The following is a 16081-nucleotide window of genomic DNA, read 5'->3' on the forward strand; positions in this document are numbered from 1 at the left end:
CTCTAGCTGGTTTTTCTGTCCAGTTTGATTGAGCTTGCAAGCTCTAGCTGCATCCGTTTTGCATGTTCATCTTGAGCCTGGTTTAAACCAATTTCCGCATCATCATAACCTTGTTGCTCAATTAAATGTGATGGGACTTTGGCATAATCCTGAATCAACCATTTCACTAAGCCATAGGTCTGAATCAGAATAATCACGATGAATGGTAAAGCCGTCACAATAGTTGCCGTTTTCATGGTGTCTAAAGGTGCTTTACTAAAGATCATGGCAATCGGAACCAAAGTCAGCATGACACACCAGAACAGACGGGCATTTGGCGATGGATCTTGCCCTTCACTTAAACCGCGTGTACATGTTGCTGAAACTGCATATCCGACCGCATCCATATGTGCTGCCAAGAACACCACCATAATGCCGAGAAAAATCCACATCATCAGCTTTCCAGCAGGTAATAGGCTGAGCAATTGTCCAATTGCAACCTCACCACCCTGTTGGCTTAAGATTTGCGGTACATTTACAGCCCCATGAATAAAGCTATAAACGCTGTAGTTTTCAAACACACCAAAGATAAACCAAAGACCAACACTGCCGCCAATCACCATGGCAAAGATCACTTCTTTAATAGTACGGCCTTTAGAAACACGCGTTACAAAGAGTGCCACACCCGGTGCATATGAAATCCACCATAACCAGTAGAAAACAGTCCATTCACGAGTAAACTTGCCATCGCCCATTGGGTCGGTAAACAGACTCATATCAACAAAGTTGGTTGCCATTAACCCGAAACTCATTAATGAATTATTCAAAATGAATTGAGTTGGACCAAAGCACAGTACATAAATCGCAAATAACACCACGCCTAAACACACCATGTGACTTAAACGTTGCATGCCTTTATCCATACCTACATACGAACTAAGTGCAAACAGAACCGAAACACCCAAAATAATGATGACCTTAGTCATAAAAGTATTTGGGATACCTGTGAGCTGAGACAAAATATTGGTAAATGTCACAGCAGTGAGTACCAACGAAATCGTTAATGCACCAAACATGCAAAGCAAGAACATTAAGTCGACTAAACGCCCAACCACACCTGTTGATTTAAAGCCTGTTACCGCTTCAATCACTGAAGCCAAACTTAAGCCTTTGTTTTTTCTAACATGGTAGCTGTAGCACAAAGAAATTGATGCCAAAGCATAAATTGCCCATGCACTTAAACCTGAGTGAAAAAACGAGTAAGCCACGCTATATTTCAATGCTTCTGCTGACTCAGGCGGTAAGCTCAAACCCGGAGTTTGATAATAGTAAGCCCAATCCAAAAAGCCCCAGTACAATGTAGAAGACCCGATACCTGACAAGATGAACATAAAAATCCATGACATCGTGGTGTATTGAGGCTTTCCTTCACCTAGTTTGATTTTGCCGTATTTACTAAAAGCTAGACCAAAAGTAAAAATAATGGCTAAAAAAGCAAACAGTAATACTGGGGTGGTAAATACCGATGTCGTCCACTGCATCCATGTTGCAGCGATCTTGATCGACTCTTGCGAATAAATCGCCAAACCAGCAACTGAAATAAATACAAACAGTAAACTGGTTACAGCAAGAACTTTATCCGTATAAATTTTTGTGTTTTGATTATCCATATCCATACATCCATTTTTGGATGGCGTTATTCCATAGCGAACACGTCCATTTTAATTTGGGCTACACACGATGCAATTGCATCTCCTACCTCATAAGTTTTTGCCTGACCGCCGATATCGGCTGTCTTTGGCCCATTAATTAATACATGCTCAATCGCCTGCATAATGTCCTGACCTGCTTGAATGCAACGTTCGTCTTCTTCACCAAAGAATTCGAACATCATGGCACCCGACCAAATCGCAGCGATTGGATTGGCAATTTGTTTACCGTAAATATCTGGTGCTGAACCATGTACAGGTTCAAACAATGATGGGAATTTTCTTTCTGGGTTTAAATTTGCCGAAGCAGCCAAACCAATAGTTCCTGTACATGCAGGGCCTAAATCGGAAAGAATGTCGCCAAATAAATTCGATGCAACAACCACATCAAAGCGTTCAGGTTGTAAAACAAAACGAGCTGCTAAAATATCAACGTGCTGTTTATCGGCCTGAATTTGTGGATATTGTTTTGCCATCGCATCCACACGTTCATCCCAATAGGGCATGCTGACCGCAATACCATTAGACTTGGTCGCTGCTGTAATTTTTTTCGCGTCACGCTGATTTGCAAACTCAAATGCATAACGCAAAATGCGATCTACACCATGACGCGTAAATACAGCTTCTTGTAAAACAAACTCTCGATCTGTTCCTTCAAAAGCCTTACCACCAATGGCTGAATATTCACCTTCACTGTTTTCACGGACCACGTAGAAGTCGATATCGCCTGGTTTTTTACCTACTAAGGGACATTTAACACCCGGCATTAAGCGCACTGGACGTAAATTCACATATTGGTCAAAACCGCGACGGAACTGGAGCAACGACCCCCAAAGTGAAATATGGTCAGGTACTTTATCTGGCCAGCCTACAGCGCCAAAATAAATTGCATCGTAGCCCTGCAAAGTTTCAAACCAGTCATCTGGCATCATTTTGCCGTGCTCAAGGTAGTAATCGCAGCTTGCCCAATCGAAAGCATCTAACTGAAGCTCAATACCATGCTTCTCTGCTGCTGCCTTTACAACCTTAATGCCTTCTGGTAGAACTTCTAAACCAATGCCATCGCCTGCAATCGTGGCAACTTTATATCTTTTTGCCATAAGCTTCCTTCACACCTTCGACTAATATCCTTGTATGGCTTAAACATGATGTTTTAAGCAAAAATGATCAACAACAGAACTATCACTCCAATGGACACGGATCGTGAACAATCTACCTAACCTATCGGATTTAAAGGTTTTTTGCACAGTCGCCAAACTAAAAAGTTTTGTCGAATCTGCTGAGGAACTAGGGACTTCGCCTGCTTTTATTAGCAAGCGAATTAATATTTTAGAAAACACGTTAAGCTGCAAACTTTTTCATCGCAGCACGCGTCACGTTAGTCTGACAGAAGATGGCAAACTCATCCTTGAGAGAGTTTCAAATATTCTTGAAGAATTTGATGAAGTCTGTGAACTGGTAAATAACCCACTCAGTACGCCTACCGGTCGTATGGATATTATTAGTAGCTTTGGTTTTGGCAGAAAGCATATCGCACCAATTTTGTCTAAATTAATGATGCTCTATCCAAAACTTCAGATTCATTTTGACACCATCGACAATACCAAGGACTTGATTCAACACAGTATTGATTTGGATATTAGAATTGGTAATGAAATTGCGCCAAACATGATTGCGAAGAAGTTAGCTTCTAATTTTCGAATTTTATGTGCAGCACCGAGCTATTTACTTAAACACGGCGTACCAGACAGCATTGAAGACTTGCAAACACATGATTGTTTGACGATTAGTGAGCGTGATCAATCGTCTGTGCTATGGAAATTTAGGCATGCTTCTGAAGATGTCTCAGTGCATATCAAACCACGTTTTGTTTCGAATAACGGCGAAATTATTCATCAACTTGCCATAGAAGGCCACGGGATTATTTTCCGATCAATTTGGGATGTTGCAGATGAATTAATTACAGGTCAACTCCAACACATTTTGCCCGAATATTGGCAAGATGCAGATATATGGGCGGTTTATCCATCACGACTTAAAAGCTCATCTAAATTACAAACCTGTATTTTGTTTATTCAAAACGAATTGCTCAATCGTTTACAGCACATTCAAAACCTAACCCGAGGACAACTCATTTCTCCGGCAGTTAAACGAGAACTGCCGCCTGAAAAAGTCTTTCTATAAAAAAAGCCCTAAGTGAGGCCTATTCACTTAGGGCAATAAATTGCTTTTAAATTTTAAAAATAGTACCCAATTGAAAGATAAAATAATTTATCCCAATCATTACTACTACCTTGTGCAAGGCCATCAGCCCCACCACCAACCATTGGATCGTTTTTACTCATAATATATTCCCCCTGAATACCAATGGCTTTGTAATTAAAATAAACCCCTGCAATTAAGCGTTCAGAGTCTTTATAACCATTCTCATCTTTAAAGAAGCGGCTATGAGAGATATAAGGTTTAATATTTTCAAGTTTGTGAAATGGCTGAGCAAAGGTATAGTTGATTTCATTGACCAGATATTTGCCTTTATTAGCAACTTGATATGGATAGTCGAACGCACCAATCGTTGAACTATTAGGGAATAAATCGTCGCCATTCGTAACATCTTGCTTGCCCGCTAAGAACATCCATTGCCATGCTTGATATTGCGTTTGAGCAAATATATTCCATGACTTACGATGACCATCTTCATCAGTTCTTTTATTTTCTAAATCAGAGTACCAAACTGAACCACCTAACTCGGTCGAAAAATTTTGCGCCTTATCAAGCTCAAATTTTCTAGACGCTCGAGCAATCCACATATTCTTTTCTTCAATATTAGTTCCTGTGGTTAAATCATCAGCTTCAACGAAATTACCGCTATATCTGCTTGAGTCCTTTGAAGTTCCTTTATAATTTCCCCCATCAGTTGGATAGAAACCTAAAGTTAAATTATATTTATTATCTGCAAATTTATATTTGATCCCCAAATTATCAATATCTTCTAAACCAACAGTATTTAAAAGCGTTTCGTAATAACTACTTCCCCAAAATTCACCAAAGCCAAAATCAACGGGTTGCAAACCTGCCGTGATTCTCTGCTGATCAGATAATTTATAACCTACCCAAGCTTTTTTTAGAAAAATCGCATCACATAAGCGATCATATTGATAACAACGGGCATCCGCACCTGCAATCCAATCTGGATTTTCATAACCTAGCACTAATTTAATATCAGTTAATCGCCAGTCATCATTTTGAGAACCTTCATTTGCATCAACCACATAATCTTTATGCAAATAACGAGAACGTACTGCGCCAGAAACTTTAAACTGTCCCGAATCCAAAGTTGGATCTCCCCAACTTAAATCAGCCGCAGAAGCCTCTACTCCCGCCGTTAAACTTAAAATTCCTAAAAATAATAATGACCTTTTCATGTCTTCAACATCCTTGTTAAGTGTTATAAGAACATGAAGAAATTGATCTAGACAAACAATGCCATAACTATAAAGTCGGTCTTTACAAACTGTGTTTAATCAAAAAATGAGCATAAAAAAAGACCACGCAGGAGCGTGGTCTATAAAATGGTGGCTATGACGAGACTTGAACTTGTGACCCCCGCATTATGAGTGCGGTGCTCTAACCAACTGAGCTACATAGCCGAAAACTGTGCGCGCATTATCTTAACTTCTTTAACGCACGTCAAGAAAAATTTTAAATAAAATGAGGTGAAGTGAGCCTATAAGCCGGGTTCTGTCGAGGATGGTCATTCCTCTAGGCGTACAATCACTCATACGCTCAAGCGACCTACCCGAATCCAGTACGGGCCGTACCTCAGGATTCCTATTTGGTCTTGCTTCTGGTGGGGTTTACCATGCCGTGAACTGTTACCAGACACGCGGTGCGCTCTTACCGCACCCTTTCACCCTTACCTCACGAATGAGGCGGTCTACTCTCTGCTGCACTTTCCGTCGGCTTTCACCGCCCAGGCGTTACCTGGCACCCTGCCCTATGAAGCCCGGACTTTCCTCCCCTGCTTCAGTCACGAAGACCTCCACAGCAGCGACCATCCAGCTCACTTCAGGGGCGCATATTAACAAATTTATTTACTAATTGCTTGTGCTTTTTTGAGCAATTAATTTTTTATATTTGTCGAATAGCTCATCTTCCGTTTCCACATGCTGCGGATCTTTAGGAATACAGTCCACTGGACAAAATAACTGACATTGCGGCTGGTCATGATGACCAACGCATTCAGTGCATAAATCTGGATGAATTTCATAAATCACTTCACCCATGAAAATAGCTTCATTTGGGCAAACTGGTTCACAAACATCACAGTTTATGCATTCATCGGTGATATATAACGACACTTTACCAACCTTGTTGATGTTTACGTTCAAAGGCCTCAACCACAGCTTGCGGAACAAACTTGGTTACATCCCCTTTTAAACGAGCAATTTCCCGAATCAATGTCGAAGAAATAAATGAATACTGCTCAGATGGTGTTAAAAATACTGCTTCAAAATGTGGGTCAAGTTGACGGTTCATATTGGCAAGTTGAAATTCATATTCAAAATCAGAAACTGCTCTTAAACCACGAAGTACTGCTGTTGCCTTTTGCTCTTTGAAAAAATTAACCAGTAGACCATCAAAGCCTACAAATTCAACATTTGATAAATGGCTGAGTGAAGTTTGTGCCAGTTCAACTCTCTCTTCTAGACTGAACAAAGGGTTTTTATGATGTCCAATTGCAATTGCTACTACAACCTCATCAAACATTCTTGATGCTCTAGTAACTAAATCAACGTGTCCATTCGTGATGGGGTCAAATGTTCCAGGATAAATTACACGCGTTTTAGACATCCGCTAGTACTCTAATTGTATTGTGAACCTATTTTAGCAAAAGTTATACATCAGGCGAAATATTGACGTGCAGGAAAAACTTCACCTTAGCATCAGTTTACGGCACAATAGGGGCAATTGTGGAAGTTTGAATTATGGCGAAAGCGACAGTAGTGAAAAAACATAATGGCGGAACCATCGCACAAAACAAACGTGCCCGCCATGATTATTTTATCGAAGAAAAATTTGAAGCTGGTATGTCTTTACTCGGCTGGGAAGTAAAGTCTTTACGTGCTGGTCGCATGAGTTTGACAGAAAGTTATGTCATTTTTAAGAATGGTGAAGCGTTTTTATTTGGTGCACAAATTCAACCGCTCCTTTCAGCATCTACTCATGTAGTACCTGAAGCTACACGTACACGTAAATTATTATTATCACGCCGAGAACTAGAAAAGCTAACAGGTTCAGTTAACCAAAAAGGTTACTCATGTGTTCCTTTAGCATGTTACTGGAAAGGTCACTTGGTTAAACTTGAAATCGCGCTTGTGAAAGGTAAACAGCTTCACGACAAACGTGCGACTGAAAAAGATCGCGATTGGCAGCGTGATAAAGCTCGTATATTTCATAAGTAATTAAATAAAAAGCCTCTTTTTAGAGGCTTTTTTATATCGCGGAATTTATTAATTTAATCTATATAAGAGGCCAGCAATATATTCGCCAAACCATTTAGCTGTATCTAAATCACCTTGTGGAGGAGTAATTTCAACAGGTGCATTATCTGACTGCGTCATTAAACCTAAACAACTCGATAATCGATTTAAATCTTTTTCACTATGCCCAGTCGTCATTAAAGGTAAACCTGACCAAAGCATGCCATGTTGCATCGCAAAAATATTTAATTGTTGTAATACCGCTAATTTATCGCCGCTTAGACCACCTGAGTTTGCAAAGCCAGCTGCAAGTTTGCCTTGCCACAAACGCTCTTTCCAACGTTTAGAAGTACTGTCCATAAACTTTTTAAAGTCAGCGGTCATACTCCCCATATAGGTAGGCGAACCAAAAATAATACCGTGCGATGCATCAAGTGCATCCCAATCAATATGTTCAATATTCATTAAATGTACTTTTACACCCATCACCTCTGCACCAGCAGCAATAGCGGAAGCTACCTTCGCGGTATGACCATATGGGCTGTGGTAGACAATAGAGAGATGTTTTTCAGGCAAAGACATAAGATTAAAATTTTAGCGATTTTTTCTATTTTATCATTTTATTAACACTTGCTAAACCTTCATCTATAAATATGAAATATAAGGTTTTCACTACTGCATACTATAGAAATATTTTCAAATTAAATAAAAAACTCTCCTATTTCTAATAAATATAAAATAAGAGAGTCATTTAAGGAAGTTATCAAAACTTACATAAAAACAAACGTAGCCATACGTCCTGTCTTCGCATCACGACGATAAGAAAAATACTCATCACCCTGTTGATAAGAACATTGATCTCCACCTAAGACTTGTTGCACACCTAGACTTTGTAAAATAAAACGTGCAATGGCATATAAGTCTGCATGAAATTTATTTGGAGCCACGCCCTCAACAAAAGCTGTTTCCAACTCTGGATATTTATCACAAAAAGCAGTTTTTACTTCGGCCCCAATTTCAAAACAAGGTTGACTGATTGCAGCTCCTAACCACGCCCAAGTCGGGGGATTTTGCATAGCCGTAACTGTATTTTCAATAATGCCACCTGCTAAACCACGCCACCCCGCATGCAAATTAGCAACTTCACTGCCTTCGGCATTTCCCAACACGACAGGTAAGCAATCGGCCGTCATCATCATTAAAGCATGGCCTTTAGTTTGAGTAACTAAACCATCACCAATTAAAGCTTTAAAGGGAATTTGTTCATTTACAGTATGGCAAATCGTACTATGCGTTTGAGTCATCCATGTCATTTTTTTAACACCAAATTTCGCAAACTCATCTAACAATATCATTCGATGCTGTTGAACACGTGGTGCCTCATCTTTGACATGTAAAGCCAAATTAAAGCCAGATAATTCAAGTTGATCCGTTGGTAATGCCAAAGGATGTTGAACACGTGTCTGCCCTACAAATACGCCTTGAGGTAAACCTTGAACAAATTCCATATGCACGTCCTTAATATGCAGCGTTTTCTGAACGCAACACATTCACTAAATGTGTAAAATCTTCAGGCCACGGCGCTTCAAACAGCATTTCTTCACCAGTACGAGGGTGTTTCAAGCCCAATTTCGCTGCGTGCAATGCCTGACGTTTAAAACCACGTAAAGTTTCAATGAGCAATTCAGATGCACCAGCTGGCACACGTACACGGTTCATATAAACCTGATCACCAATCAAACCGTAACCAATATAACTAAAATGCACACGGATCTGATGTGTTCGTCCTGTTTCAAGACGAGCTTGTACACGAGTAAAATCTTTAAAACGTTCTTTTACATTGTAGTGAGTTACTGCATCTCGTCCACCCGGTAAAATTGCCATTTTTACACGGTCTACTGGATGACGTTTGATTGGTTCATCAATCGTACCGCCAGCAATAATATTTCCATAAACAACCAAGTCATATACACGATAAACCGTTTTATTTGCCAACTGTTTACTTAAAGAAAATTGAGCTTCTAGGCTTTTAGCGACAACCAGTAAACCGCTGGTATCTTTATCAATACGGTGTACTAAACCAGCGCGCGAAAGTTCTGCCAATTTTGGGAAATGGTAAAGCAAAGCATTCACTAAAGTTCCAGAACTATTGCCTGCTCCTGGATGTACCACCATGCCTACTGGCTTATTAATGACTAAAATATCATCGTCTTCATAGACAATATTAAGTGGAATGTTTTCGGGTTGACTCGTCGTCTGGGCTTCGAGCTCTACTTCAAGCGTAAGCAGCTCAGTTCCTTCACAACGGTGCTTAGGCTTGACAATGTTACCATTCACCAACAGATGGCCATCTTTCAACCATTGCTTGAGCTTTTCACGTGAAAACTCGCTCCATACCAAAGCTGCTACCTGATCGATACGTTGTCCCAGATAGGTTTCATCTAGCTGAACTTGCAACGATAAACGTGTTGCAGTTGTATCAGAAGTATGGTTATCTGCATCCTCAGAATCTTCAAGTAAATTGAAGTCGGTTTCAGAGAAGTTTGTGTTTGAAGATTGTGCTGAAGTCATTTGATCATTGAGATAAAAGTGGTTTAATAGCGCAATTGTAGCTCATTGCCCAACATAACAGAGGAGTTTTTATGTCGCTACCACGTTATAAAATTACGATGCTTGCCTTATCTTTAGGCGTAGCGTCTGCATTTGTGGGCTGTAGCAGCAATCCAAGTAAAAAAGAAGTGGTCGATACTGGCCCTCAATCTAGTGAACAAGCTTACTTCGAAAAAGCCCAAAAGTCGCTTGACCGTGGTCAATATCTTGATGCGACCAAGTCTTTAGAGGCAATCGATACTTATTATCCGACTGGACAATACGCTCAACAAGCACAACTTGAACTTCTATATTCGAAATTTAAACAAAAAGATTATGAAGGCGCGATTGCCTTAGCAGAACGTTTTATTCGTTTAAATCCTCAACATCCAAATGTGGATTATGCTTATTATGTTCGTGCTGTTGCGAATATGGAGCAAAACTACGACAGTTTGATGCGTTATACCTCTTTGCAACAGTCACATCGTGATGTGAGTTATTTAAAAGTTGCGTATCAAAACTTTGTTGATTTAATTCGTCGTTTCCCAAGTAGCCAATATTCTGTCGATGCTGCTCAGCGTATGAAATTCATTGGGCAAGAACTTGCCGAAAATGAAATGACTGCTGCCCGCTTCAACGTTAAACGTAAAGCTTGGATCGCCGCTGCAGAACGTTCGCAATGGGTGATTGAACACTATCCACAAACACCTCAAATTCCAGAAGCTTTAGCCACTTTGGCATATAGCTATGACAAGTTAGGTGATAAAGCTACTTCGCAGCAATATATTGAAGTTTTAAAACTTAATTATCCAAGCCTTGTGAAAAAAGACGGCACAGTTAACATGCGTGCTGCTCGTAAAGAAGGTAACTGGATCAACCGTGCAACTTTAGGTATTTTCGGTCGTGAATCGACTGCTGCAACGCCAGAGAACACAACTGAAGCAGAAGCTCCAAAACGTGGTTTCCTCAACCGTGTTAGTTTTGGTTTAATTGGTAATTCAGATAAAGAAGAAACTGAAGCACCAGAACAAACACCTGTTGAAGCTCCTAAGTCTGAACGTAGTTGGACAAACCGTTTAAGCTTCGGTTTATTAGACAAACCTGAGTCACAAGCAGCAGAAAATACAACTATTGCACCAGCTGTAACCTCTACTGAAGCTTCAACTGATGTTCAATCAGATGAGGCAACACAAGGTGCAGATGACGCTGCTCAATAAGTTTAAGCTTTAAAAAACATCAACAAACAGGCAAGTGATATCACTTGCCTGTTTGTTTTTATAAAATATTAAAATATTTATTGGGCATATCTCGATTCATCATGTCAGAATATTCTGACTCACTGTCTCATCAAGTTTTAATACGGTTATCTGAATTATGGCAATTCCACAGCATACGATTGATCAAATTTTAGATCGCACAGATATTGTCGATCTGATTGGTCAGCGTGTGAAATTGAAAAAAACCGGACGTACATATTCCGGCTGTTGCCCTTTTCATCAAGAAAAAACGCCATCATTCCATGTTTACCGTGACAAGCAGTATTATCACTGCTTTGGTTGTCAGGCTAACGGAAATGCAATCCGTTTTCTTATGGATATTGATAACCGAAACTTTATTGAGGTAATGAAAGAGTTATCGAGCAGTACCGGAATTGAATTACCTAAAGATAATACTGAAAATAAAAAACTATCTTATACCCGTCAGGTTACAAAGCCACCCGTTACCAAAACAAATGCGGCAGAGCCTGCTATTCCACAGCAGCCATCGGATGAAAGCTACAACACACTTGAACCTGTATTTTTTGATGACCCTTTTGCTCAGTTCGAACAGCCGTTTAGCTTTGATGAACCAGTTCAAGAAGGTAATTTATATGACTTACTAGAAAATGTTGCTCAGTTTTATGAACATCAATTACCAACAAGTCAGAAAGCTAAAAATTACTTCAAACAGCGTGGTTTAACTGACCAGACGATTCAATTTTGGCGCTTAGGCTATGCTCCAGAAGACTGGCAACATCTAGAAAAAGCCTTTCCTTATGACATTGACGGATTAAAACAACTTGGACTTATCCGCTCAAGTGATAATGGGCGTGATTTTGATTTGTTACGTGACCGCGTCATTTTCCCAATTCGCGACCCTAAAGGCCGAGTGGTTGGTTTTGGTGGGCGTGCCTTAAATGACGAAATTAAACCTAAGTACATTAACTCGCCAGACTCAGAAGTCTTTCATAAAAATCAGCTACTCTATGGACTTTATGAAGGTAGAAAGCTTAAATCTAGCGATTGGTTAATGGTTGAAGGCTATATGGATGTCATTGCGCTTCAGCAATATGGCATTACCGGAGCTGTGGCAACTTTAGGGACTGCAAGTAATACTGAACACCTTAATATTTTATTTAAACAAAATAGTCGTATTACGATTGCTTTTGACGGTGATGCAGCAGGTCAAAAAGCAGCGCGCCGAACTTTAGAAATTGCTTTACCACTTCTTAATGATGGTCGTGAACTAAAATTTTTTGTTCTACCCAATGATCACGACCCCGACTCTCTCATCCGTCGAGAAGGACTCGAAAATTTCCAAAAACTATTACAACAAGCCCCTCTTCTGTCCGATTTCGTGTTTGCGCACTTAACAGGTCAACACGATATCAGTACGCCTGAAGGGAAAAGTTTAGTCATGGGAGAACTCAGAGAACTAACTGAACTCTTACCTAAACAAGGTTCTTTCCGCTACTTGCTTACTCAATCTTTCCGGGAAAAACTCGGACTTGGTAAACGTTTTACCCCACAAATCAGCCACGATGCCTCGCTCTCATTTAACATCCATACAAAAGATGAAGACTTTGCGATTGCAATTTTAATGCATCATCCTTTTCTTTATATTCATTTTGAAGGATTACGGGCTTATATTCACCAAGATGAATTATTAGCCAAAGTACTGGCTATCTTAAATCGTATTTTTGATGATTTACCAGATGACCAAGAGCTGGCAACTTATTATGTGCTTGGTGCGTGTAGTAGTTACTGTCATGAAATCGCCGATATTATGCAAAGAACAAATATTCAAGCATTAACACAGGCTCCTGAAGTAGCTGACAAGTTAGCTAAAGAATATTCATTAAGTCTGCAAGAAAGATATTTACGTCAAAAACTGAAATCACCGATTTCTTTAATTGAATCAAGAAATCTAAGACAACAGCTCAATGAGTTAACAAAACAAATTAGCTTGAAGCTGTTGTCTTAATGTTTTGGCTTACGCTCATGATCAAATACATCCTGTAAATGCTGTTGTAGCCATTCAAAATAATCAGGATTTTCTGCTTTAGCAGCTTCACGTAACAAGATAGATGTGGGATGAATAAGTTTTTGCGTCAAACGGTAAGCAAATTGCTGTAACACCTGTTCGGCATTCTCACCATGATGCAAAGCTTCTAACGCATGCGTAAGCTCTTGTTGACTAATTTCTTCACTATGCTGGCGGTAAGCATGAATTGTGCTACCCGCCTCTTTAACCTTTTGATGCGTAATAAGCTGAGTCGCTAATTGATTAACCATTACCTCTGCTTCAACAGCCGCCTGACGACGTTGAGCAAGGTTTTCATCAATCACACTTTGTAAATCATCGACACCATATAAATAGACCCCATCAAGTGCTTCAACTTTAGGATCTATATCACGTGGTACCGCTAAATCAACCATTAACATTTGTTGGTAGCGGCGTTTCTTCAACGCGGCCTTAACATCAGAATAAGCAATAACTTGATATAAACTTCCAGTACAGCTCGACACGACATCAGCACGATATAAATTTTCTGCTAATGCTGAAAACTCAATAATTTCAACTTCAACCTGATGTGCAATCTCCTGAGCCAGCTGGTCAGCACGCTCACGGCTACGATTACAAATAATAATCTTCGCGACACCCATTTCAGCCAAATGTTTAGCAACCAAGCTATTCATTTCACCCGCAGCAACAACCATTACGGTAAGCTTTTCAGGCTTACTAAAAACTTGTAAGGCCAATTGTGCAACAGCATACCCCATCGAAACAGCATGACTACCTACCGCTGTTTCGGAACGTACCCGTTTAGCTGCATAGAAAGCGTATTCAAAAACACTATTTAATTCAGGAGAGACCGTTTGAGCTTCTTTAGATAATGCCAAAGCGCTTTTAACCTGCCCTAAAATTTGCGGCTCACCAAGCATGAGAGAGTCTAGACCACTCGCCACTCGCATTAAATGTGTAATGGCCTGCGTATTCTCGTAACGATAAACATGATGAATTAACTGCTTTACATCAATATTATTGGCATCGGCTAACCATTTTAGAAGGCTTTCGGCGTTTTCTGCCATGGCATAAACTTCTGTACGGTTACAGGTCGAGACGACCACCAAATCCTTTAAGTTTTGGTGATGGCGTTGTTCGGCAAGCAAACGACTTAATCGCTCTGCATTGAAAGCAATTTGTTCGCGGAGTTCTACAGAAGCTGTTTGATGGTTGACACCCAATGCAAAGAAAGACATATCAGATCATCATTTCGCTAAATTTATGCTATTGTGCAACATCGGTGTCATAAAAAGCATTACTTTGGATCAATAAAAATTGCGTCAAATGAATAGCCGTATTAATTTTAACGGTGCTTCGATAAGACAGTATTCTACCACATTCTTGTTGTTAGGTAGCATGTCCTCGTATGTCTATGCACGTCCTGTGCAAGAGACCTATGCCGTGCATTCATTTGATCAGGCCCTAGAGCAAACAATGGTCGCTGAATTTGCTCTAGCTTATGATGATATTCCAAACGCTTTGCATAATTACACAGTGCTCGCAATTAAAAGCAACTCTACATCAATTAAGCAGAGAGCTTTAGACGTTGCACTTGAATATAATGATTTACAAGCTGCGTTAAATATTGCTACTCATTGGGTAGCTCAAGAGCCTAAAGATGTACCAGCTTTATTTTATTTGTCACACATTGCTTTAAAAACGCACGAATATCAGCTTGCTGCTGAGACATTAGATAAAATTTTAAAGATAGATCCCACTGCCGATTTAGAACAAATTTTAGCCAGCATTGCTCCAGAAAATGCGCAAGACCGAGAAGTACTATTAACAGCTTTACGTTCTAGCGCAGAAAAAGACAATCCTTCTATTTTGGCACTCATCGCCAATTTAGAAGCTCAAAATGGCCAATTACAAACTGCGCTAACCAACATTAACAAAGCATTACGTCGACGTCCTAAAGTAACGAGCTTTATTTTAATGAAAGCAAACTTACTTATTACTCTCAGCGATCAAGAAGGTGCGCTTAAATGGTATGCAAAGTCGAGTCGTAAAAATAAGAAAAATTTAGATATTCGATTAGCTGAAATCCGCTATCTCATACAAATTAACCAATCTCAGCTTGCGTTAGAAAAACTTGAAAAGATTATAGAAACCAACCCTAAAGCTGAAGAAGCCTTATTTATTGCAGGCTTAACGAGTATTGATTTAAAGCAATATGACAAAGCAGAACAATATCTTGTTGACCTACGAAACTCGGCAAAATATCAAAATGAAGCGTATTACTACTTAGCCATTAATGCAGAGCGTAAACAGCATTATGAAACTGCAAAAGCTTACTATCGTTTAGTTGATGGCAGTTTATATGTGGTATCTAGACGAAACTTGATCGCAATATATGATAAACAAGAAAACTTACATGATGCTTTACGGTTCCTTACTCAAGAACGAGTAAATTATCCCCAACATGCAAGTTTCTTATATCAAGCCCAAGCTGAAATCTTAAAGAAAATGGGCAATAAAAAAGCTGCACTAAATCTATTAGATGAAGCAATTAAAAACCTACCCGACGACCCAGAACTAATTTATGCGGAAGTTTTATTACTTGATCCATATACGGACCGCGACAAGCTGGACAAAACCTTAAAACAATTATTACAACTTGAGCCCAACAGCCCAACGTATCTAAATGCATATGCTTATACACTGGCACTGCAAAACCGTCGTTTAAAAGAAGCACGTCAGTATGCAGAGCAAGCATTAGAATATGCGCCTGAACAGGCCTCAATTCTTGATACGCTAGGTTATATTGCATTTTTACAGAACGATTATGAAGCTGCGGCGGAAGCCTTAGGCAAAGCGTATGAACTTAGCCATAATATAAATATTGGCGTTCGTTATGCTAAAGCTTTGTATATGCAAGGGTCACTCACGCAATTTAGCGTAGTGTTACAACAACTGAAACAAAAACATGCCAATGATCCACAATTACAACAGCTTGATGCGTTAATTTTACCTACATCTGCAAAAAAGAGTTAAATA

At 39.7% G+C, this 16081-nt stretch carries 14 protein-coding genes, 1 tRNA gene and 1 other RNA gene; 5 read left to right on the forward strand and 11 right to left on the reverse strand.

Features of this window, described 5'->3' with window-relative positions; all coding sequences use genetic code 11:
* Positions 1-2: 2 nt before the first annotated feature.
* A complete protein-coding gene (locus KIP84_RS14285) occupies positions 3-1655 on the reverse strand; it encodes a BCCT family carnitine transporter (protein WP_002120258.1) in 1653 nt (550 codons plus the stop codon).
* Positions 1656-1675: 20 nt separating this feature from the next.
* Positions 1676-2788, reverse strand: a complete 1113-nt coding sequence (locus KIP84_RS14290) for a tartrate dehydrogenase (RefSeq protein ID WP_126645151.1) — start codon at positions 2786-2788, stop codon at positions 1676-1678.
* Between the two features lie 103 nt (positions 2789-2891).
* On the opposite strand from KIP84_RS14290, the gene KIP84_RS14295 reads away from it, so the two are divergent.
* Positions 2892-3872, forward strand: coding sequence for a LysR family transcriptional regulator (locus KIP84_RS14295; protein WP_213688788.1), 981 nt, complete (start codon positions 2892-2894; stop codon positions 3870-3872).
* Between the two features lie 53 nt (positions 3873-3925).
* On the opposite strand, the gene KIP84_RS14300 is transcribed toward KIP84_RS14295, so the two are convergent.
* From KIP84_RS14300 to coaD, 5 genes are all read right to left on the reverse strand, one after another.
* Entirely contained in the window at positions 3926-5110 is a 1185-nt protein-coding gene (locus tag KIP84_RS14300; protein WP_213688789.1) for a porin, read from the reverse strand.
* A gap of 148 nt (positions 5111-5258) precedes the next feature.
* A tRNA-Met gene (locus tag KIP84_RS14305) sits at positions 5259-5335 on the reverse strand.
* 64 nt (positions 5336-5399) lie between these two features.
* An RNA gene (gene rnpB, locus KIP84_RS14310) (RNase P RNA component class A) lies at positions 5400-5755 on the reverse strand.
* A 27-nt stretch (positions 5756-5782) separates the two neighbouring features.
* Complete coding sequence (locus KIP84_RS14315; protein WP_005070936.1) at positions 5783-6046, reverse strand: YfhL family 4Fe-4S dicluster ferredoxin; 264 nt, start codon at positions 6044-6046, stop codon at positions 5783-5785.
* A 1-nt stretch (position 6047) separates the two neighbouring features.
* On the reverse strand, positions 6048-6539 hold the full coding sequence (gene coaD, locus KIP84_RS14320) for a pantetheine-phosphate adenylyltransferase (RefSeq protein ID WP_005070938.1): 492 nt from the start codon (positions 6537-6539) through the stop codon (positions 6048-6050).
* Between the two features lie 134 nt (positions 6540-6673).
* Here coaD and smpB point away from each other — a divergent pair, with 134 nt between their 5' ends.
* Complete coding sequence (smpB, locus tag KIP84_RS14325; RefSeq protein ID WP_002120348.1) at positions 6674-7150, forward strand: SsrA-binding protein SmpB; 477 nt, start codon at positions 6674-6676, stop codon at positions 7148-7150.
* A gap of 48 nt (positions 7151-7198) precedes the next feature.
* Here the strand turns inward: smpB and KIP84_RS14330 are convergent, their stop codons facing one another.
* The 3 genes from KIP84_RS14330 to rluD all read right to left on the reverse strand — a co-directional run bounded on the left by KIP84_RS14330 (position 7199) and on the right by rluD (position 9739).
* The gene (locus KIP84_RS14330; protein WP_005075275.1) at positions 7199-7750 is read right to left on the reverse strand and encodes a flavodoxin family protein; all 552 of its coding nucleotides are present in this window, start codon (positions 7748-7750) and stop codon (positions 7199-7201) included.
* Between the two features lie 188 nt (positions 7751-7938).
* Positions 7939-8676, reverse strand: coding sequence for a peptidoglycan editing factor PgeF (gene pgeF / locus KIP84_RS14335; protein WP_213688790.1), 738 nt, complete (start codon positions 8674-8676; stop codon positions 7939-7941).
* Positions 8677-8686: 10 nt separating this feature from the next.
* Positions 8687-9739: a 23S rRNA pseudouridine(1911/1915/1917) synthase RluD gene (gene rluD, locus KIP84_RS14340; protein ID WP_005075271.1), complete on the reverse strand. Its 1053-nt coding sequence runs from the start codon at positions 9737-9739 to the stop codon at positions 8687-8689.
* 71 nt (positions 9740-9810) lie between these two features.
* Here rluD and KIP84_RS14345 point away from each other — a divergent pair, with 71 nt between their 5' ends.
* Positions 9811-10974 carry an outer membrane protein assembly factor BamD gene (locus tag KIP84_RS14345; RefSeq protein ID WP_213688791.1) on the forward strand — a complete coding sequence of 388 codons (1164 nt, stop codon included), beginning with the start codon at positions 9811-9813 and terminating at the stop codon, positions 10972-10974.
* 157 nt (positions 10975-11131) lie between these two features.
* A complete protein-coding gene (locus tag KIP84_RS14350) occupies positions 11132-13000 on the forward strand; it encodes a DNA primase (protein ID WP_213688792.1) in 1869 nt (622 codons plus the stop codon).
* Here KIP84_RS14350 and hemA read toward each other — a convergent pair.
* Complete coding sequence (hemA, locus tag KIP84_RS14355; protein WP_213688793.1) at positions 12997-14280, reverse strand: glutamyl-tRNA reductase; 1284 nt, start codon at positions 14278-14280, stop codon at positions 12997-12999. The two genes, KIP84_RS14350 and hemA, sit on opposite strands and share 4 nt — an antisense overlap.
* Positions 14281-14368: 88 nt before the next feature.
* Between hemA and KIP84_RS14360 the strand changes: the two genes are divergently transcribed.
* Entirely contained in the window at positions 14369-16078 is a 1710-nt protein-coding gene (locus KIP84_RS14360) for a tetratricopeptide repeat protein (protein WP_213689852.1), read from the forward strand.
* The last annotated feature ends 3 nt before the right edge of the window (positions 16079-16081 follow it).

Source organism: Acinetobacter sp. BHS4 (genome assembly GCF_018454425.1).
In the GTDB taxonomy this organism is placed as follows: Bacteria; Pseudomonadota; Gammaproteobacteria; order Pseudomonadales; family Moraxellaceae; genus Acinetobacter; species Acinetobacter pittii.